The organism is Vagococcus hydrophili (assembly GCF_011304195.1).
GTDB lineage: Bacteria > Bacillota > Bacilli > Lactobacillales > Vagococcaceae > Vagococcus > Vagococcus hydrophili.
Genome location: NZ_CP049887.1, coordinates 823,781 through 842,697 on the forward strand (window position 1 = coordinate 823,781; position 18,917 = coordinate 842,697).

Annotated in this window: 19 protein-coding genes; 9 read left to right on the forward strand and 10 right to left on the reverse strand. The window is 34.4% G+C overall.

The features are described from left to right. Positions 1-29: 29 nt before the first annotated feature. The gene (locus G7082_RS04015) at positions 30-680 is read right to left on the reverse strand and encodes an HD domain-containing protein (RefSeq protein ID WP_166033936.1); all 651 of its coding nucleotides are present in this window, start codon (positions 678-680) and stop codon (positions 30-32) included. A gap of 106 nt (positions 681-786) precedes the next feature. On the opposite strand from G7082_RS04015, the gene G7082_RS04020 reads away from it, so the two are divergent. Beyond that, positions 787-2,202, forward strand: coding sequence for a cryptochrome/photolyase family protein (locus G7082_RS04020; protein WP_166033937.1), 1,416 nt, complete (start codon positions 787-789; stop codon positions 2,200-2,202). A gap of 47 nt (positions 2,203-2,249) precedes the next feature. Here G7082_RS04020 and G7082_RS04025 read toward each other — a convergent pair whose 3' ends face one another. The 3 genes from G7082_RS04025 to G7082_RS04035 are packed head-to-tail and all read right to left on the reverse strand — an operon-like array spanning position 2,250 to position 4,848. Next, positions 2,250-3,404 (reverse strand): hypothetical protein, encoded by a 1,155-nt coding sequence (locus tag G7082_RS04025; RefSeq protein ID WP_166033938.1) that lies wholly within the window; start codon positions 3,402-3,404, stop codon positions 2,250-2,252. Beyond that, on the reverse strand, positions 3,391-4,020 hold the full coding sequence (locus G7082_RS04030) for an ATP-binding cassette domain-containing protein (RefSeq protein ID WP_166033939.1): 630 nt from the start codon (positions 4,018-4,020) through the stop codon (positions 3,391-3,393). Before G7082_RS04030 ends, G7082_RS04025 begins: the two co-directional genes overlap by 14 nt. Positions 4,021-4,032: 12 nt before the next feature. Next, positions 4,033-4,848 (reverse strand): helix-turn-helix domain-containing protein, encoded by an 816-nt coding sequence (locus G7082_RS04035; RefSeq protein ID WP_166033940.1) that lies wholly within the window; start codon positions 4,846-4,848, stop codon positions 4,033-4,035. A 269-nt stretch (positions 4,849-5,117) separates the two neighbouring features. Between G7082_RS04035 and G7082_RS04040 the strand changes: the two genes are divergently transcribed. The 5 genes from G7082_RS04040 (at position 5,118) to G7082_RS04060 (ending at position 10,062) form a co-directional block, all read left to right on the forward strand. Next, positions 5,118-6,179, forward strand: a complete 1,062-nt coding sequence (locus G7082_RS04040; RefSeq protein WP_166033941.1) for a DUF871 domain-containing protein — start codon at positions 5,118-5,120, stop codon at positions 6,177-6,179. A 3-nt stretch (positions 6,180-6,182) separates the two neighbouring features. After that, positions 6,183-7,070: an N-acetylmuramic acid 6-phosphate etherase gene (gene murQ, locus G7082_RS04045; RefSeq protein ID WP_166033942.1), complete on the forward strand. Its 888-nt coding sequence runs from the start codon at positions 6,183-6,185 to the stop codon at positions 7,068-7,070. A 15-nt stretch (positions 7,071-7,085) separates the two neighbouring features. Then, on the forward strand, positions 7,086-8,510 hold the full coding sequence (locus tag G7082_RS04050) for a PTS transporter subunit EIIC (RefSeq protein ID WP_166033943.1): 1,425 nt from the start codon (positions 7,086-7,088) through the stop codon (positions 8,508-8,510). Between the two features lies 1 nt (position 8,511). Next, on the forward strand, positions 8,512-9,147 hold the full coding sequence (locus tag G7082_RS04055) for an HAD family hydrolase (protein ID WP_166033944.1): 636 nt from the start codon (positions 8,512-8,514) through the stop codon (positions 9,145-9,147). A 69-nt stretch (positions 9,148-9,216) separates the two neighbouring features. Continuing rightward, the gene (locus G7082_RS04060) at positions 9,217-10,062 is read left to right on the forward strand and encodes a MurR/RpiR family transcriptional regulator (protein ID WP_238842692.1); all 846 of its coding nucleotides are present in this window, start codon (positions 9,217-9,219) and stop codon (positions 10,060-10,062) included. A 215-nt stretch (positions 10,063-10,277) separates the two neighbouring features. Here the strand turns inward: G7082_RS04060 and G7082_RS04065 are convergent, their stop codons facing one another. From G7082_RS04065 to G7082_RS04080, 4 genes are read right to left on the reverse strand one after another with little or no spacing between them, the layout of a single operon-like run. Beyond that, positions 10,278-11,243, reverse strand: a complete 966-nt coding sequence (locus G7082_RS04065) for a siderophore ABC transporter substrate-binding protein (protein ID WP_166033945.1) — start codon at positions 11,241-11,243, stop codon at positions 10,278-10,280. Positions 11,244-11,261: 18 nt separating this feature from the next. After that, on the reverse strand, positions 11,262-12,020 hold the full coding sequence (locus tag G7082_RS04070) for an iron ABC transporter ATP-binding protein (protein WP_166033946.1): 759 nt from the start codon (positions 12,018-12,020) through the stop codon (positions 11,262-11,264). After that, entirely contained in the window at positions 12,017-12,964 is a 948-nt protein-coding gene (locus tag G7082_RS04075; RefSeq protein WP_420825025.1) for an iron chelate uptake ABC transporter family permease subunit, read from the reverse strand. The genes G7082_RS04070 and G7082_RS04075 overlap by 4 nt, the downstream gene beginning before the upstream one ends. 8 nt (positions 12,965-12,972) lie before the next feature. Continuing rightward, complete coding sequence (locus G7082_RS04080; protein ID WP_166033948.1) at positions 12,973-13,923, reverse strand: ABC transporter permease; 951 nt, start codon at positions 13,921-13,923, stop codon at positions 12,973-12,975. 150 nt (positions 13,924-14,073) lie between these two features. Here G7082_RS04080 and G7082_RS04085 point away from each other — a divergent pair, with 150 nt between their 5' ends. The 3 genes from G7082_RS04085 to G7082_RS04095 are packed head-to-tail and all read left to right on the forward strand — an operon-like array spanning position 14,074 to position 16,073. Then, entirely contained in the window at positions 14,074-14,532 is a 459-nt protein-coding gene (locus tag G7082_RS04085; RefSeq protein WP_166033949.1) for a DUF1694 domain-containing protein, read from the forward strand. Positions 14,533-14,589: 57 nt separating this feature from the next. After that, positions 14,590-15,672: a serine hydrolase domain-containing protein gene (locus G7082_RS04090; protein WP_166033950.1), complete on the forward strand. Its 1,083-nt coding sequence runs from the start codon at positions 14,590-14,592 to the stop codon at positions 15,670-15,672. Between the two features lie 23 nt (positions 15,673-15,695). Continuing rightward, positions 15,696-16,073, forward strand: coding sequence for a hypothetical protein (locus tag G7082_RS04095; protein ID WP_166033951.1), 378 nt, complete (start codon positions 15,696-15,698; stop codon positions 16,071-16,073). A 195-nt stretch (positions 16,074-16,268) separates the two neighbouring features. On the opposite strand, the gene G7082_RS04100 is transcribed toward G7082_RS04095, so the two are convergent. Together G7082_RS04100 and gshAB are read right to left on the reverse strand one after the other, a co-directional pair. Then, positions 16,269-16,517 (reverse strand): hypothetical protein, encoded by a 249-nt coding sequence (locus G7082_RS04100; protein WP_166033952.1) that lies wholly within the window; start codon positions 16,515-16,517, stop codon positions 16,269-16,271. A 110-nt stretch (positions 16,518-16,627) separates the two neighbouring features. After that, positions 16,628-18,907, reverse strand: coding sequence for a bifunctional glutamate--cysteine ligase GshA/glutathione synthetase GshB (gene gshAB / locus G7082_RS04105; protein WP_166033953.1), 2,280 nt, complete (start codon positions 18,905-18,907; stop codon positions 16,628-16,630). Between the last annotated feature and the right edge of the window lie 10 nt (positions 18,908-18,917).

The window sequence follows — 18,917 nt, forward strand, 5'->3', positions numbered from 1 at the left end:
AAAAGAGGATGCTGCATCCTCTTTTTTTGTTACTCTCCCCAATCAGAGATAAAATCTTCCACAAACAATTCCATCAATTGTTGGCGTTTCTCCGCTAAATTCTTGGCAGCCTCTGTGTGCATCATATCTTTTAACAAGAATAATTTTTCATAAAAATGGTTGATCACAGTTTGATTAATTCGGTAATCTTCTTTTGTCATATTTTTACGAGCAGGAATAGCCGGATCATACATCGCGTGTCCTTTTCGCCCTCCATAATAAAAAGTTCGCCCGATTCCAATGGCTCCAATTGCATCAAGACGGTCCGCATCTTGAACAATTTTTGCCTCTAAAGATAGAACCTCATTTGGATTTTCTAATTGGTGGCTAAAAGAAACATGATCAATCACTTCGAAAATATGCTGACTATCTTTTCTATCAATACCAATTTCATTCAGAAAAGCAGTTAACGACTCCCTAGCAAGACTGACATCAGATACTAATTTATCATCCATCACATCATGGAGATATGCCCCCGAAAAAACGATAAATACGTTACCACCTTCTATTTTTTGAATTTTCTCGGCAGATCTTACTACGCGATAAATATGATCCATATTATGTCCCGTTTTATCATTTAGTAATACTTTTTCAGTGTATGCTTTGATTTGTTCTAGTTGTTTAGCTTCTATTTGGTTCAAAATTAGTTCCCCCCACTCTTTTTTACTAGTTTACCAATAAAAAATAAACTTGGCGATTTTATAGATTAATTAATTTTTGTTACAATAAAAGAAAAGGAGGATTTTTATGTCGACTCATGTTTTATGGTTCAGAAAAGACTTACGACTTGAAGACAACACTGCTCTTCAAGAAGCTCTAAACTCTTTATCTCCTAACGATAAACTGCTATGTATTTTTCATATCAACGAACAACAGCTACATCCTAAAACGCACAGTCATGATTACTTCTTTTCAACGTTAGATCATTTTATCTCGAACGCTAAAGAAAGTAACTTAACTATTCATGTCTTAACAGGAGAAATCACCGATGCCTTTGATAGACTACTACAACTTTATCCAGACATTACCAAAGTTTTCTTCAATTTAGATAATCGTGGCTTTGGACAAAAACGAGACTTAAGTATCACTTCTTTTCTTGAATCAAAAAATATTCAAGTTAATTATTTCGAGGAAAACCACCTTCATCAAGCCGAAACAATCAAAAAACCTGATGGAACACCATATAAAATGTTTACACCTTATTATAAACAGTGGCGACAATTACCAAAACGTTCTTTTCAGAAAATTAATTTAAAACAGTACTCTCATCAATTAATCTGTCATGAGGATAACTTTTTATTAGGAACTCAAGCTCTAAAAGAGTTATTAGCCAATAGAAACACTGATTTTTCAAATATCGTAGGCGAACAACTTGCTAACAAACAATTAAACACCTTTATCATGGCATATTTAGATAGTTACGACACAACAAGAGATTTTCCCTTTTTAGACAGTACGAGTCGTTTATCTCCTTATCTTTCAACTGGTACTATTTCTATTCGTAAAATCTATCAAGCTTGTCAACATTTACCTGATAGTAATGGGAAAGAAACCTTTATTAAGGAACTTGCTTGGCGAGATTTTTATCATATGATTTATTTTTATCATCCAAATCAATATAAAGAAGAATTGAAAGAAAAGTATCGACAGCTACCTTGGCAACAAGAAAATATCAACTTTGAAAAATGGACAAATGGACAAACAGGATTTCCTATTATTGATGCAGCGATGAGACAATTAAATGAAACCGGTTGGATGCATAACCGTTTAAGAATGCTAGTAGCTTCATTTCTGACAAAAGATTTACTCATCGATTGGCGACTAGGGGAACGCTATTTTTCGGAGCAACTCATTGATTATGATGCCGCGAGTAATATTGGTGGTTGGCAATGGGCCGCCTCCACCGGAACAGATGCCGTTCCATATTTCCGAATTTTTAACCCTACAACACAAGGGCAGAAATTTGATCAACAGGCTGAATTTATTAAAAAATTTGTTCCTGAATTAGCTCAACTCCCTAGTAAATATTGCCACGAGCCTTCACTATTACCTATAGAACTTCAGAAAGAGTTGAATTTTGAGGTTGGTATTAATTACCCTTTGCCTATTGTGGATCATAAGATGGCGAGAAACCGTGTGTTGGAGTGGTTTAAAGAATATTAGATAAAAAATGAGGATGACGTAAGAGACTGTCATTCTCATTTTTTTATCTAGTATTTCTTTATTTTAAACTGAGTTCCCACTATCAATCCTAGCATTAAAATACAGCTTATTACCATTATCTGCAGTCCCATGCCTAAGTTAACTTGGGCGTTATTAAGCGAACTACTCAACATACCACTTGTACTTCTCAAACTACTTAAATAAGTCGTTGGTAAAAGGTGAGCTATTTTACTCATTGGCTGTATTACATAAATCAACAACATCGGTGAAACAATTAATATAAGAGAAATAAAGAGAGCTGTTAACTGGTTTCTTAGAACATAATTTAACCAATAAACTAACAAGATACAAAACACCAACGCTAGTAGAAATAAAGTGACACTTGGTAAATATAATGTTTGAAGTCCTTGATAATAAAACTCTTCCTTAGAAAAGTTATACATCAGAATCGGAAAATCACTTGAACCAAAACCAAATATCAAGCCTGAAACAACCAATGAGAAGAATAGAAAAATAAAGAAAAGACTACTTCCTACAACAATTCCTAATAATAAATTTTGACTAATATTCTTCATTTTTGAGTACGGGAAAAGAGAAGACTTATTAATTTGTTCGTAAAATTTTTTTGAGTAGACATGCGTCAATATATAAATCACTGAAATAACAACAATCAGTGGCAACACATGACTTAAACACCACATCATAAAAGTAAATCCCTTTGTAGGAAAATCAGGATCTTGATAAGGCATATCCTGTATTTTTAAATATTGATAATACATTTTTTCTTTTTTTATTGCTTGTTCAACATCGTGATAGTCCTCTTTACTACTTTCAAACATTTCCTTATCTTCAGCATTTATTTTTAATAAACGCTCATAGGTAGACTGCCAATTTTCTGAATTCATGTAACTAATCACATCTTCTTCTTGTTTTAATCTTTTTTTAGTAGACTCAAGGTCATTTCTTAGATTGTTTATTTCTCCTTCTGTATTTGAGTCCTTTTTTAACTCTTCTGTCTGTTTTATACTCATTTCTTTATTTTCTTTTATAGAGGTCATTAAATTAGCTCTTAAGCCTGTCTTATCATAATTTGATGCATTAGAAAACAAACAAACCAAAATTAATACTAAACCTAAAATCACAGGTACATAATTAAATTTATTCTTCAAAATTCCCTTCAACTGAAATTTAAAGTATGCCATTGGAATGCACCTCCATAACAGTAGATTCTAAGCTCATGCAATAGTCACACTCACTTATGATGTCTTCTTTATAATGGGAAGAGATGATAATCATTTTATGCTCTTCTTTTACCATTTTTGAAAGTTGCTCAAACAATTTTCTTCGACTCACTTCATCCAAGCCACTTGTAATCTCATCCATAAACAAATACTTAGCATCACTCACAACATACATCGCAATGATCAATCTTTGCTTCATCCCGAGTGAATACTTTTTTATTGGTAAATGAATGTATTCCCTCATGTCCCAGTAGTCAATCACCTCTGCTAATTCTTTAGGCGACTTCCAAGCTTTTTTAACAAAATTCAAATAATCTTTCCCTGACAAATTTTTATCTAGCCACTCAGATAATTCAAAATAAAACATCTCTTTTTTACTTTGAGAAACTGCTTTACCCTTAATTTTAATTTCACCCTTTTTAAAAGGAAGTAAGCCTGTGATTGTTCTAAAAAAAGTAGTTTTTCCTGCCCCGTTAATCGCTACTAGTCCGTATAAATATCCTAAATCAAATTGGTAACTAAACTCATTAATAATCGGTTTTCTTGAAACGATGGATAGATTGTTTACTTCTAACATCTTCCTTACCTCCTAACTATTAATCGACTGATACTCCCTCTCTGAGACTTTTTTAACTTCCAACAACTCTGCTCTATTCACATCTAAATACTCATTAATTTCTTTTTTTATTTCAGCATCATAGACATAAGAAACACGTTCATCGATTGGCTCCTTAGGCACATCATCTAAGTAGTTCATTTTTTCATCCACCCTAACAAGCAGGCTTTCAGAATTTTTAATAGGAACATACACAAGAAATGCTTGCTCATCTACATAAACCACGTTCAATATTTCTTCGCCACTTTTTTCATAGGAACCAGAAATTTTGGTTTTATGATTGAATTTCATATAATTATTTCTAAATTTTGAACCTAAACTTTCTTTTGCCACCATCAAATGAACTTTACCTTCATTTTTCTCATACAAATAAGTTTCTTTGGGCGCATTCGGGTCTTTCAAATCTGGATAATCCTCTTTAATCACTACTTCTTCCCAATTGTCACTAAAATATTTTTGTTGAATCATTATTCCTGAAACCCAGATAATATTCAATACAATAAATATTGTAACTAACAGACTAGCTCCTAAAATAATCCGTTGATATCTTTTTTTCAACTTAGCATCTTTTATAATCTTCTTCTCCATAAAGGTATCTTCTTTTAATAATTCATCTAAACTGATCTCGTAAACTTCACTTAATGTGATTAGACTTTCAATGTCTGGATAACTTCGCTCGTTTTCCCAATTTGAAATCGTTTGTCTTGAAACATGTAAACTTTGAGCCACTGTTTCCTGCGTCTGCCCTGATTCATTTCTCAATTTCTTTAATCTTTCACCGAATTTCATTTCTACCACAACCTTTCCTGATTTCACTGTAAAATACTTACTTAAATTATACTAGATAAGATAATGGGAATTCTTTTATTTTCATGTTTTTGTGATGCTTAGAATCTTTGCGAGTTGATTTGATAGGGTTTACTCTAACTCCTCAAATATAAATCACTTGTTTTAAAACAGAAATATTATTCCTTTTAAAAAGAAAATGATATCGTTTTATTGAAATATTATTCCGAACAAGTTATACTGAAGTCAAATAAATAAAGGAGGCGCTTTACATGTTTGGTTTTTCAGTGTTTCTAGGTTCTGACATGTCTCAAGAAACAGAAGACTACCTTATTGAGATGAGTCAAAACGGCTTCGTTGGTATTTTTACTTCTATGCACATTCCAGAAGATGATCAATCTCAATACGTTAATCGAATCACTCATCTCGGAAAATTAGCTAAAGAGCAACAACTTAATCTAATGGTTGATATTTCAACTAAAGGTTTAGCGACTTTAGGCATGGATATCAACGGTGACCTAAACAAGATCAAAAAATTTGGTATTACTGGTCTTAGAATGGATTACGGCATTCCAATGGAAACGATCGCTCATGTTTCTCACCAATTAACGGTCGGTCTAAACGCTAGCACCCTGTCACTAGAAGATGTGGCTGAGTTGAAAAAATATGATGCTCAGTTTTCTAATATGGAATTTTGGCATAATTATTATCCACGCGTTGAAACTGGTTTAGATCGAGATGACTTTATCAAAAAAAATATCTGGCTAAAAGAATTAGGTGGAAAGATTATTTCATTTACTCCTGGAGATAACGTCTTAAGAGGTCCTCTTTTCTGTGGTTTACCTACATTAGAAGAACATCGTTTCACTCATCCACTTGCTGCAGGAATTGATATGCTAACAGAGTGTTTAGTAGATGAGGTTTACATTGGAGATGGACAAATTCTCCCTGAAACCATCTCTCAATTTAAGCATTATAAAGAGCATGGTGTCATACAACTCAATAGCCAATTTGTTGCTGAGGAATACCAAGAGCTTTTAACAGGTGTTCATACTAACCGAATGGACCCTGCTCGAGATGTTGTTAGAAGTCAAGAAGCAAGATTTAAAGATTTACCACTTATCAAGCAACTTAATCCAATTACACGTTTTAAAGGAGCTATCACTTTAGATAATCAACTTTACGAACGTTACGCTGGAGAACTACAAATCATAAAAAATGAACTTGCTGCTGATCCTCGCGTCAATGTTATGGGAAGAGTCGTTGATAAGGATTTAGATTTGATTAAATGGATAACTGCTGGTCAAAAATACCAGTTTATTAGAAAGGATTAGCCGATGGATTTAACTAAATTAACAACTGAGAGAAGAAATGATCGTACCATGCATTTAGATGAGTTATCATCTCTTGAAATTTTAACGATCATGAACGAAGAAGATGCTAAAGTACCTTTAGCAATTAAAGAAGAGCTTCCAACAATTAATGTTGTTGTTGAGGAAATTATTAAGTCATTTAATAAAGGAGGTCGCTTAATTTATATTGGTGCTGGAACAAGTGGGCGTTTAGGTATTTTAGATGCCGCTGAATGCGTGCCAACTTTTGGAACTGATCCTGAAATGGTTCAAGGAATTATTGCTGGTGGAAACTCTGCCATGACCGTTGCGGTTGAAGGCGCTGAGGATTCTAAAGAACTGGCTATAGAAGATTTGAAAAATATCAAGTTAAACGAAAATGATACAGTGATTGGAATTGCAGCAAGCGGCCGCACACCTTACGTGATTGGCGGTCTAGAATATGCTAAGAGTGTTAATGCAACAACAGCTACGATAGCTTGTAACAAAAATGCTGAAATTAGTAACTATGCTAGTTTTCCAATCGAAGTAGATGCAGGTGCAGAAGTTTTAACCGGTTCCACAAGATTAAAAGCAGGCACAACGCAAAAATTAATTTTAAACATGTTATCAACTGTTTCAATGATTGGTATTGGAAAAGTTTATAACAATTTAATGGTAGACGTTAAAGCAACCAATGAAAAATTAGTGGAACGCTCAAAACGTATTATTATGGAAGCAACAGGGTGTGATTACCCTACAGCAGAACACACTTTTGAAACATCAAATGAAAATGTCAAACTTGCAATTATTATGATCTTAACTGATGTGACAAAAGAAGAAGCTTCAGAAAAATTAACTAAGGGAAAAGGTTTTATTAAAAATAGTATTTAATTGGGGGAAATTAAAATGACAGATCGTATACAAAATATTGCTCAAGGCATTTACGATAATGTTGGTGGCATGAAAAACGTGAATAAGATCGTTCACTGTATGACGCGCGTAAGAATGGAAATCGCTGATTACAATCAAGTCGATTTAGATAAATTAAAACAAGTTGAAGGTGTTATGGGTGTTGTTGAAGATGACACGTTACAAGTTGTCATTGGACCCGGAACAGTTAATAAAGTAGCTCAAGCAATGGTTGATATGGCTGGAGTTAAATTGGGCGAGCCAATTACTCATGCTACTTCTGGAAAAGATGCTGTTGAAGCTAAAGCGGCTCAAGTTAAAGCGGATGTTAAAAAGAAAAACCAAAAACCTTGGTCGAAAGCATTAAAATCAATCGCTAATATTTTTGTTCCTTTAATCCCTGCCTTTGTTGGTGCCGGAATTATCGGCGGGATTGCTTCAGTTTTAGGAAACTTAATGACGGCTGGACAAATTAGTGGCGATAACTGGGCACATATTATTACTGTCCTAAAAATCGTTCAAAGTGGTGTCTTTGCTTATCTTAATATTTATGTTGGTATTAACGCTGCCACAGAATTCGGTGCTTCGCCTAGTTTAGGTGGAGTTATTGGTGGAATTATCATGCTAACAGGTGTGACGCCTGAAAATCCATTACCAAATATCTTTACAGGTGGTGATTTAAGTCCTAACCAAGGTGGAATTATTGGTGTTATTTTAGCCGTCTTCTTAATGTCTATGATTGAGAAAAAATTACATAAAGTAGTTCCCGAATCAATTGATATTATTGTCACTCCGACTGTAACACTCTTAACGATGGTAATGATCACTATTTTCCTAATCATGCCAGTCGCTGGTGCGATTTCAGCTGGTTTAGTTGGTTTCATTAACTGGATTTTAGGTGTTGGTGGTGCTTTTGCTGGATTTATGTTGGGTGCTTTATTCTTACCAATGGTTATGTTTGGTCTTCACCAAATTTTAACGCCAATCCATTTAGAAATGATCACAAACAATGGTTACACATTATTATTACCTATCCTTGCTATGGCTGGTGCTGGTCAAGTTGGGGCTTCAATTGCTCTTTGGGTTCGTTGTCGCAAAAACAAACAATTAACTGAAATGATCAAAGGTGCTTTACCTGTTGGAATTTTAGGAATTGGTGAACCTTTAATTTACGGTGTAACATTACCTCTTGGCCGTCCATTTATTACTGCTTGTATCGGTGGTGGTATTGGTGGTGCGGTGATTGGTTTATTTGGTAACGTTGGTGCAACATCGATTGGACCTAGTGGAGTTGCTTTAATTCCTTTAATTAACAATGGTCACATGTTACAATATGTTATCGGTCTACTAGCTGCTTACGCTGGTGGCTTCTTAGCAACATACTTCTTTGGAACTAATCCAGAAATGCGAGTTGAACAATAACATGAAAAAAGCCGTTATTTTTGATATGGATGGCGTCATTATTCAATCAGAAATATTCTATCTTAAACGCCGAGAACTATTTTTTGAAGAACAAGGAATCATCGTCTCAGATGACTTCCAACAAAATACCATAGGCTCAAATCCAAAAGCGATGTTTGAAGCCCTTTTTCCTAATGATTTAGTAAAACAACAAGAAATGCTAGTTGCTTTTGCTAACTTTAGAAAAGATTTCAAAGTCAATTACTCCGAGATGTTAACTGATCATATTCAGGAAGTCTTAACTTGGTTAAAATCTAATGGTTATAAAGTAGGTCTAGCTTCTGCTGGTGAGTATCACTCATTAATCCATGTGCTAAAAGATACCAAACTCACCGAATTTTTTGATGTCGTCGTCAGTGGTGCTGATATGCCTAAGTCAAAACCAGCACCTGATGTTTATCTGGCTGCTGCAAAAAAATTAGGTGTAGACCCAAGCGAGTGTGTTGCCATTGAAGATTCTACTTACGGTATTCAAGCAGCCACATCAGCTGGAATAGATTGTTTAGCTTTAAAACCAAAAGACTTTGTCATTAATCAAAGTCAGGCGACAGAGATCATGCTATCTCTTCAAGAAATTCCAAACTGGTTAACGAGATAGATTTTAAGACATACAACCTTTATAATGAAGTTGTATGTCTTTTATTTTTTTATGAGAGGGCTGTATCCAATGAAATATAATATTATCTATATCATGAAAGAAAAATTGAATAGTTTGTCAAAAGCAGAAAAGCAATTGGCTCTCTGGATTATGGAAAATCCTCAAGAAGTTATTAACATGAGTGTAACGAACCTTGCCAAACAAGCTAATTCAAGCCCTGCAACGATTGTCCGCTTGTGCTACTCTCTTGGTCTGAGTGGTTTTACTGACTTAAAACTTCAGTTATCAAAAAATCTACCTCAAATCGAGGAAAACCTGCATACAGACATTGTTAAGAACGAAACCATTGATAACATTAAGAAAAAATTGAAGTTCAATTTAAATAATAGTTTTGAAGAAACCTTTAACTTACTAAATGATGACGTTATTTCTCAAGCAATCGACTACATTGAAGAAAACACAACCATTTTCACTTTTGGATTAGGTGCTTCTGGGATTGTTTCTGAGGACATTTATCAAAAGTTCACGAGAATCGGACGCAATGTGATTTTCAGTAAAGACCATCACTTAATGTCCACCTCTCTTGTAAGTAATTCTTTACCTGGCACATTTATTGCCATCTCTAATTCTGGAGAAAAACAAGAAGTGATTCATTTGGCTCGGATTGCTAAAAATCAAAACATTCCAGTCATTGTCATTACAAGCTCTCCTGACTCTAGCTTGGCAGTGATTGCAGATTGCTTGTTGATTACTTCAAGCGGTAGTGAAGCTCCTATTAGAAGTTCTGCGACGAACTCCATGATGGTCCAACTATTTGCAGCAGACATTTTATTCTCTACCTACGCCTCTAAAAACTATGAGGAAACAATGAATAAATTAAATGTCTCAAAACAGATAATTGAGACTTTGAAATAGCGTGGTAAAAAAGGCGTTTTGCTCCAAGCAACTGGAGTGAATACTAAATAATTCACGCTTTTCGAATTGATTAGTATTTGCGAAGTTGCCGCAGGATCTGCCTTTTGAACCCAGACTAAATAGCGTGGTAAAAAAGGTGTTTAAGTCTACGCAACTGGAGCAAAAAAGAACTAGTAATTAACTCTACACAAGTTAATCACTAGTTCTTTTATTTTCTATTCAAACCCTTTTGCTACATCCTTAATCATCAACTCAGTTGACTCAATCCCGCCACCTGATAAATACCAAACATCTGGTGTTAGCATAATAACTTTGCCATTTTTACCAGCATTGGTTTGTTTCACTAATGCGTTCTCTACCACATTATTTTTACTGTCATCTCCACCAATTGCTTTGGTACGGTCAATAACAAATAAAATATCTGGATTTTTCTCTAATACATACTCGTATGACACTTCTTGACCATGTGTTGAAGCTTCGATTTTGTCATCTGCCATAGCAACACCAAATGTATCATGAACAATCCCAAAACGAGAACCCTTACCGTATGCTGATAAAGAACCTTCATTAACTAACGTCACTAAACCTTTCGTTTTGCTTGCTTCTGCTTTTTCTTTTAATTCTTTGATATCTGTTTCTAATTTAGCAATTTTTTCTTTGGCAATGTCTTCTTTATCAAAAATTGTTCCTAGAGTTTCAATGTTTTGTTTCGTTGATTCCCACGTTTTAGTACTATCTACACCTAAATATAATGTTGGAGCAATTTTTTCTAAGTCTTTTTGAGCATCTTGTTGACGACCTGAAATAATAATCAACTCAGGTTGCATGGCATTGATTTTTTCCATGTCAGGTTCTTTAATGCCACCAGCTGATTCAACTGATTTAAACGTATCTAAGTATTTAGGCAATGTTTTTAATGGAGCACCAATCACAGCATCACCTGCTCCTAATTGGTTAATTGTATCTAATGATCCCATATCAAAAACGACTACTTTTTTAGGATTTTTAGGGACTTCTACTTCTTTGCCTTCCCCGTCTGTTACTTTGACTGTTGTCTCTTTCGCAACTTCGCTTGTTTTTGTTTCTTTTGTCTCTTTCTTAGCATCATTGCCACCACATGCTCCTAAAACAAGTGTTGTTAAGGCTAATACACTCATAAAACCAATTAATTTCTTCTTCATCTATTTTTTCGTCCTTTTCTAATTAAAATATAAACAGAAACGTTTTCCTTCAAGCTCACACACTCGGATGCTCATATCATACAGCTCATCCAAGACTTCTTTAGTGATTACCTCATCTGTTGTTCCTGTTTTAAAAATTTTTCCGTATTTCATTGCCACAATGTCATCTGCATAACTTGCGGCAAAATTAATATCATGCAGCACAATAATGACTGTCTTTTTCTTTTCATCGACTAAACGACGAATCGTTTTCATCAATTGAACCGCATGATTCATATCTAAATTATTGAGTGGTTCATCCAAAAACACATACTCCGTGTCTTGAGCCAGAACCATCGCAATATAAGCTCGTTGTAATTGTCCCCCTGATAACGTATTGATGTTTTCCTCTGCCAAATCAAGTAGATTCAAATAATTCAAGCTTTCGGTAATTTTTTCTTGATCAACTTTTGATAGCTTACCTTTACTGTGTGGAAACCGACCAAACGCAACGAGCTCTCTCACTGTTAAAGTAAGTTGAACCCCATTGGCTTGTTTTAATATTGCTAACTTTTTCGCTAACTCTTGTTGATTCCAAGCTTTGATTTCATTCTTTTCTAAATAAATACCGCCCTGGTCTTTATCTAGTAGCCGACTCATCATTGACAGTAGGGTACTTTTTCCCGCACCGTTGGGACCAATGAATGCTGTTAACTTACCAGTCCTAACCTCGTAATCAATGTTACTAACCACTTCTTTTGCGCCATATTTTTTAGTCACTTGACTGACTTCCATCATACGTTTCCTCCTCTCATTTTTAGTAGTTTCCAAATAAAGTAAAGACCGCCGCTAAATTCAATGACCACACTTAACGTTGTGTTCATTTGAAACACTTGTTCCACTAAAAATTGTCCCGAAACAAGAAATAAAATACTGAGAATCGCACCAGAGATAAACAGATAGGTATGTTTGTAAGTTCCTATCCACTGATACGTGACGTTGGCTACAATAAACCCTAAAAAGGTAATCGGCCCGATTAAAGCTGTTGCTAGTGCTACTGATAAGCTAATTAAAAACAATAAATATTTTCTAAAACGGTTCACATTAATTCCTAAATTTGTCGCTTGCTCCATTCCTAAATGAAGGACATCTAGTTTTTTAGCGGCTAACATAAATAACACAACTAAGATAATTACAACCGGGATCACCAAAATAAGTAAGTAAACTTCTATATTACTGAAACTGGCAAACAATTTTCCTTGTAGTTTGTCGTATTCGTTAGGATCCATCATCACTTGTAAGAAGGTACTCATACTTTTAAAAAGTGTTCCTAAGATCATTCCAATCATTAATAGTAGAAATAAATCTTGTTTCTCTTTTTTTAATAATGTTGAAAATAAGAGAACGCTGATTAGTACCATGAGTAAAACATTTAAAATAAACAATCTAGGTTCTCGTTGATGAGAACTTCCTAAAAAGAAAAATAAAATTGTTTGGATTAAGACATAGAGTGAATCAAAGCCTAAAATACTTGGTGTTAAGAAATGATTCTGAGAGATTGTTTGAAAAGTAATCGTTGAAAAACTCGTTAATAAGCCGACAATGACAAACGCGAGTATCTTTTTCCCTCGAAGTTCTAAAGCAAATTCCCAGTTACCATACGTATGATAGGTTAAAAATAAAAAAATCATTCCTAAAGTTAGAAGACTTAGACAGGCGATTTTAGTTGCTTGACGATTCATAACTTTTCTCATGCTTTTCTTGCCCCCTTTAATAAAAGGAAGATAAAGACTACACTACCAATAACACCAACAATTAGACTCACAGGTACTTCATAAGGTTGTCGAATCACTCTTGATAAAATATCACACATCACTAAGAATAAGCTCCCTGAAACAGCTGTGATAAACAACGTCTGCTTCATTTGATCCCCGTAAAACTGTGAAACGATATTTGGAATAATGACACCAATAAATGGTAGGCCTCCAATCGTAACTAAAGTCACACTACTAGCAATGGCAATCAAAAGTAGCCCTAACATTTGCGTTTTTTCATAATTCAAACCAACATTGGTTGCCATATCTTCTCCCATCCCAACAATCGTAAAACGGTAAGCAAACACATAGCAGATAATTAAAATTGGGACCGAAACATAAATCAACTCATAATCACCTTTTGTGACAGTGGCAAAGTTACCTTGAAGCCAGGAAGTCATGTTTTGGATTAACTGAAATTGATAGGCAAAAAAAGTAACCACAGAACCGATAATATTTCCAAACATGACACCTATTAAAGGAATCATGATTTGATTTTTAGCTGGCATTAGTTTGATTAACTTTAGAAATAAAAACGTTCCGCCAAAAGCAAACAAAAACGCCACAAATGAACGCGTTAAAATGGAGCCTGAAGGGAAAAATAGCATTGCTACAAGCATGCCTAATCTGGCGCTGTCCATTGTTCCAGCCGTTGTTGGGGAAACAAATTTATTTTGTGTTAAATGTTGCATGATTAATCCACAGACACTACTTGTTGCTCCTGCGATAATTAAACTTGCTGTACGTGGAATTCTCGTGTTCCATAAAACTAATTGTTCTAGTTCGTTAAAATTAAAAAGGTGGGTTATTGAAATACTTTGTACACCAATAAACAATGACAAACAAGAAAAAAAGATTAGTAAACTAATCGGAAGTTTTTTTTTCATAGAAAACATTCTACTTTCTAATTGATAATGATTTTCATTTCCAATTAATTTTAACCAAATTGAAACAAAAATGCAACAATTTTCTAAAATCTTTCCTACCCTTACATATGTTATACTTAGTGTATAAAACTTAAAGAGAGGAGTTATGTAATGGCCGGTAAAGATGTACAAGATTATTTAGACAATGCCCTTTACGGAACACCGCAAATTAAACCTGATGAGCAAAAGAAATACCTGGGAACGTTTAGAGAAAGAGTTGTGTTTGTGCTTACCACTGAAGAAGCAAAAAAAGCTATTTTTGACAGCTTCTCTTTAAAACAGTTTACAGATTTTCCAAACGGCACACTCTTAATTGATGCCAACTGTGATGTGACCAGTCAAAATCGTTTGATGAGTTTAGCTCAACGAAAAAACATTGAATTTAAATTTGTGGACCGAGATGAAGATGCCCTTAGTGAGGATGATATTGCAATGGTTTACGCCTTAAGTACTCCTATCAATCGTGAAGATATTTCTGTTAAAAATAACAATGATTATAATAAAAAAACAACAAATGAACCTAAAACAGAAACAAAAAAAACAGGTTTTTTCAGTAATTTATTCAAATAATCTTCAAATTCTCCTGTTAAATTTAATAATATAATAACAAATTAAGTGAGGTAAGATATGACGTTCAAAAAATTAAAAGAAAAAAAAGTTATGATCCTTGTCGCTTCTGTTTCCTTGGTTGCCCTTATATTATTTGGTGCTGTTTCTAAATCTAATTCATTTCACGCTGAATCTAAAACAAAACCAACGGAACAAGAAACAACTATGAACGAAATCGACAGACTTGTTGATGATTCAAATATGTTTGGTTCACTTGTTATGATGAAAAATGGCGAAGCTATCTATACACAAAGTTATGGGATGGCAGATGCTGAAGGTAAAATTAAAAACGATCAGGATATTATTTATCCGATTGCCTCACTACAAAAAAGTATGACGGCTGTCATGATTGCCCAATTAATTAGCGAAGATAAATTAACTTATGATACAACTATTGATAAATTCTATGAAGATTTAGATCACGCAGAGGAAGTTACGGTTCGTGATTTGATTGACCATACTAGCGGTTTTGTGATGCCAGAAGTCGCAAGCGATTCTGTTCTAAAAACTGAACAAGAACAACTAGAAAACGCCCTAAAAACGAGTGAATACAATGGTAATAGAGAATTTCAATATTCAAATGGAAACTATTCATTCTTAGCTGGAATTATCATGAAATTAGATGAGCGTTCATATGAAGAAAGTTTACAAACGAGAATTCTTAATCCACTTCATATGAAGAATACTTATCTTTGGAGTAATTTACCTAAGGATGTCCAATTACCTAAAGAATATTTCTATCATGAAGATAAGAATTATCAAACAGATACATTGGTTTATTCTGAAGAATTAATGAGTACCCTTCTTGGTGCTGGTAATGTTTATGCGACAGCTGAGGATGTGGCGATTTTTGAAACTTCTTTAAACAATGGGGTTTTACTTAAAGATGAGGAATACCTTGAATTATTTGGTATTCAGCATAATGATTTGATGGCTAGAATGGGAAATATCTCATCCCAAGGTGCAGGTGGTGGATACAGTAGCTACGTTTACGGTGATATTACTAATCAAAATGTAGTGGTCTTCCTTGTTAATCAATCTTCACCAACTGATTCGATACCAGTAATGGAAAACTTGTATCAACAACTATTAGAATTTTAAAAAAGTAAAAGGAGTGGTTTTAGATGAATAACGAAACAATGATCAAACAAGAATTAGCTCAAGCTTTACATGCTCACATTATGTTACTAAAGGATATTGATACGATTGACGCTAGGTCTGATGAAGGCTTGCGTTTTATCTTCAAGAGTTTTGGTTTTATGCTCGAGAGAATTCCTGAAGCTCTTGTTTCTGATAATGAAGAAGACATTTATTTTGCAGCGTTTCAATACTATAATTTATTAGCTGAATTAAAAAATAACCTAACTCTTTCTTATCCTCATCTAACCACAATTGACCTTTCTCACTTCCCAGATAGCCACGTAGATATTCTAAACAAATGGTGGGAAGAAAAAACTGGACTAAAAGTAGACGAACCAACAAAACAAACAATGACACTATAGAGTGAAAAAAAAGACGGTTTGCTCCTAGTAACTGGAAGGAATAATACTTAATCGGTTTTTTCGATTGAGTATTGTTCCTGAAGTTACCTCGGAGCAGGCTTTTTTTCCGGACTTCGTAGAGTGAAAAAAGTTGTTAAGAAAGCGGTTTATTTCCGAAGAAGCAGCTTTAGAAACACCGTAAAAAAGGACTGTGATTTAATTACCACGGCCCTTTTTTCTTATATCTATTATTTTATCTGCCGCAAAGAATAGCACTGCAACGACTATCATTACTTTAAAAAAGATAACCCATCTCGTCAGACTAGGCATTAAATAGATCCATAAACAAAATAAACTAACAATAAAAAATACTTTAAAAACAATCTTTGACTTTCTTATTAGTAACCACTGTAAAAAATCATCTTCTACACTTTTTGTTTCTAAGTACTCATCCCAAATTTTCATAAACTTAGCTCCATCCCTTTATTTTTATTATACACTAATACGTTATATAGAACTATATTTATCGTATTTCCACAAAAAAAGAACCCTATTATCTAGGATTCTTAAAAAGATTATTTTTCTAATTCTGGATAAAGTAATCGCAACACATCCATTGTTAATCGACGATTCTTTCCTGCAAACGGGTAAATGTGCATGTGCATCGCAGGGTTAAAGTTCCCTTCGATAATGCCGTACGTATTACTTTCTTTAGTACCTTCTATATTTCGATCTGGGATAATCAAATCAATCCCACAAATCACTGCTCCTAAACTTTCTGTGGCTGCTTCTGCGATTTTTTTATAACTTTCATCCATTTCATCTGTAATATCAATCGAATCACCACCTGTACTCACATTGGAATTCTCTCGGAGATAAACAATTTGCTCTTTTTCAGGGATACTATCAATCGTTAATCCCTGTTCTTTTAACATTAACTGTTCCAAGTCACCTAATTGAATTAACTCAAGAGGTGAACGATGATGAGTTCCTCTTAAGCTGTCTTTATTTTTTTCTGAAACTAAGGCTTCAATTGTGCGTACGCCATCTCCCACCACATTGGCTGGCACACGTAACATCACTGCTCGAGTTTTACCATCTAAGACAAAGAAACGGTATTCTGTTCCTGGTAAAAATTCTTCCACTAAAATATCAGAATCTTCTTTAAAGGCAATTTCTAGAGCTTTTTGGTAATCTTCAAGAGAAGCGCCATCTTTAAAAATAGAGATACCTAATCCATAGTTGGTTGATTTAGGTTTCACCACAAAGCCTTTTTTGGCAAACAATTCATAACTAAGTTCAGCTTTCTCAACACTAGAGAATTCTTTCCCTAAAGGAACTCTGAAACCTGCTTTAGCTAGCACTTTTTTCGTCACCGTTTTATTTTCCATTAGAAGTGGAACCACATAAGAGTCTTTACTTGTCATGTTACCATTTTTGACATACTCTACTCGGTTGTTGAAAGTTAGTTTTAAAAATTGATCATTTTCATCTAAGACTTCTACTTTCACCCCATTTTGAATGGCATCAAACATTAAAATTTGTGTGGATAGTTCCATTTGTCGGTAACCTGATAACTGGTAAGGTTTCTCCCACGCTTTTTCGTAATAATCTTCTGCGATTTTTGTTCCTAATTCTTGATTGCTGACACCAGATTTTTGTTCCTCTAAAACAATTCTTCCAGCTAAAGTTTCTTCTGGTTTCTCTAATCGTAACGTAGCCATTTCAATCACAGCTTGTTGTTCTTTTGTTAAACCAATACTTTGGGCCATGTCTTTCATTTCTTTTAACAACCATATACCTTCGTCTAAATAAGCCGTTTGATCTAGTGGATGTTCCAAAGAAACATCTTCATTGATTGCTGTTCCTTGTGCTAATAAATCATCTGAACTGATGTCTTTTTCGTCTAGCCACAACATCGTCATCACAAATAGGTGTAGGAAGGTTAGGGTTTCTTCCGAAATTCCATACTCAGAAAATGGATCTAAATCGATGTTTCGAAGCTCTATGTATGAGACACCTTTTTCAAGCAACTCTTCCAAATCATCCGTCCCTCTTAGTCGCACAGAAGAATAAAATTCCTTCGCCTCAATTAAATCGCCATTATCAATTAAATGCTCAATGTCTGCCACGTATTTCTCAATTGATTCGTATGATGCTTTGATTTCTGGACGGTTGGTATAACCAAAATGACTATTACGGATACTTCTTACTGGTTCATCTGGGCGTTCATTTAAGAAATAACCCTCTTCTGCAAAAGGACTTGCCCCAAATAAATAAGTAATCAACCAACGATACCTTAAATAATGACGTGACGTCTTCAAATAAAGCTCTGTTCTAAAGCCTTCAAATGTTTGTTTTGTTTGTGATTCTTCGTATAATTGTTGAATCATCTCATCTGAAAATTCAAAATTGTAATGAATCCCACTCACCATTTGTTTTCTCTTACCGTAAACTTTAGCTAAGTAGCGACGATAGTTCACATCTCCCTGATCACTAAGTTTAGCAATCACAATCTCACGATGACACTTAGGTAAAACTGGTGGCATACTTAGAGGCCATAATCTTTCCTTATCATCTAAAGAGCGCAAGGTCACATCATGAAGTGCTCCTAAAAAACGTAATGTTTCTTCATTTGATTCAAAAACTGGGGTAATTAGTTCAATTTGTGTTTCACTAAAATCTGTTTGAATATAAGGATGGAAATCTCGTGAGCCAACTTTTTTGGGATGCTCTGTTTTGGCTAAATCACCTAATGGGGTCACACGCTGACTTTCTTTTTCTAAACCAAGTCGAAACTCTTTAAATAAGGGTTTTATCATTTCTGATGCTAATTTATTTTTAATTGAGTTCATATATCTTCAC

Coding starts and splice junctions, on each gene's coding strand:
- G7082_RS04020 (WP_166033937.1), top strand. CDS start 787: ATGTCGACTCATGTTTTATGGTTCAGAAAAGACTTACGACTTGAAGAC.
- G7082_RS04025 (WP_166033938.1), bottom strand. CDS start 3,404: ATGGCATACTTTAAATTTCAGTTGAAGGGAATTTTGAAGAATAAATTT.
- G7082_RS04030 (WP_166033939.1), bottom strand. CDS start 4,020: ATGTTAGAAGTAAACAATCTATCCATCGTTTCAAGAAAACCGATTATT.
- G7082_RS04035 (WP_166033940.1), bottom strand. CDS start 4,848: ATGAAATTCGGTGAAAGATTAAAGAAATTGAGAAATGAATCAGGGCAG.
- G7082_RS04040 (WP_166033941.1), top strand. CDS start 5,118: ATGTTTGGTTTTTCAGTGTTTCTAGGTTCTGACATGTCTCAAGAAACA.
- murQ (WP_166033942.1), top strand. CDS start 6,183: ATGGATTTAACTAAATTAACAACTGAGAGAAGAAATGATCGTACCATG.
- G7082_RS04050 (WP_166033943.1), top strand. CDS start 7,086: ATGACAGATCGTATACAAAATATTGCTCAAGGCATTTACGATAATGTT.
- G7082_RS04055 (WP_166033944.1), top strand. CDS start 8,512: ATGAAAAAAGCCGTTATTTTTGATATGGATGGCGTCATTATTCAATCA.
- G7082_RS04060 (WP_238842692.1), top strand. CDS start 9,217: ATGAAATATAATATTATCTATATCATGAAAGAAAAATTGAATAGTTTG.
- G7082_RS04065 (WP_166033945.1), bottom strand. CDS start 11,243: ATGAAGAAGAAATTAATTGGTTTTATGAGTGTATTAGCCTTAACAACA.
- G7082_RS04070 (WP_166033946.1), bottom strand. CDS start 12,020: ATGATGGAAGTCAGTCAAGTGACTAAAAAATATGGCGCAAAAGAAGTG.
- G7082_RS04075 (WP_420825025.1), bottom strand. CDS start 12,964: ATGAATCGTCAAGCAACTAAAATCGCCTGTCTAAGTCTTCTAACTTTA.
- G7082_RS04080 (WP_166033948.1), bottom strand. CDS start 13,923: ATGAAAAAAAAACTTCCGATTAGTTTACTAATCTTTTTTTCTTGTTTG.
- G7082_RS04085 (WP_166033949.1), top strand. CDS start 14,074: ATGGCCGGTAAAGATGTACAAGATTATTTAGACAATGCCCTTTACGGA.
- G7082_RS04090 (WP_166033950.1), top strand. CDS start 14,590: ATGACGTTCAAAAAATTAAAAGAAAAAAAAGTTATGATCCTTGTCGCT.
- G7082_RS04095 (WP_166033951.1), top strand. CDS start 15,696: ATGAATAACGAAACAATGATCAAACAAGAATTAGCTCAAGCTTTACAT.
- G7082_RS04100 (WP_166033952.1), bottom strand. CDS start 16,517: ATGAAAATTTGGGATGAGTACTTAGAAACAAAAAGTGTAGAAGATGAT.
- gshAB (WP_166033953.1), bottom strand. CDS start 18,907: ATGAACTCAATTAAAAATAAATTAGCATCAGAAATGATAAAACCCTTA.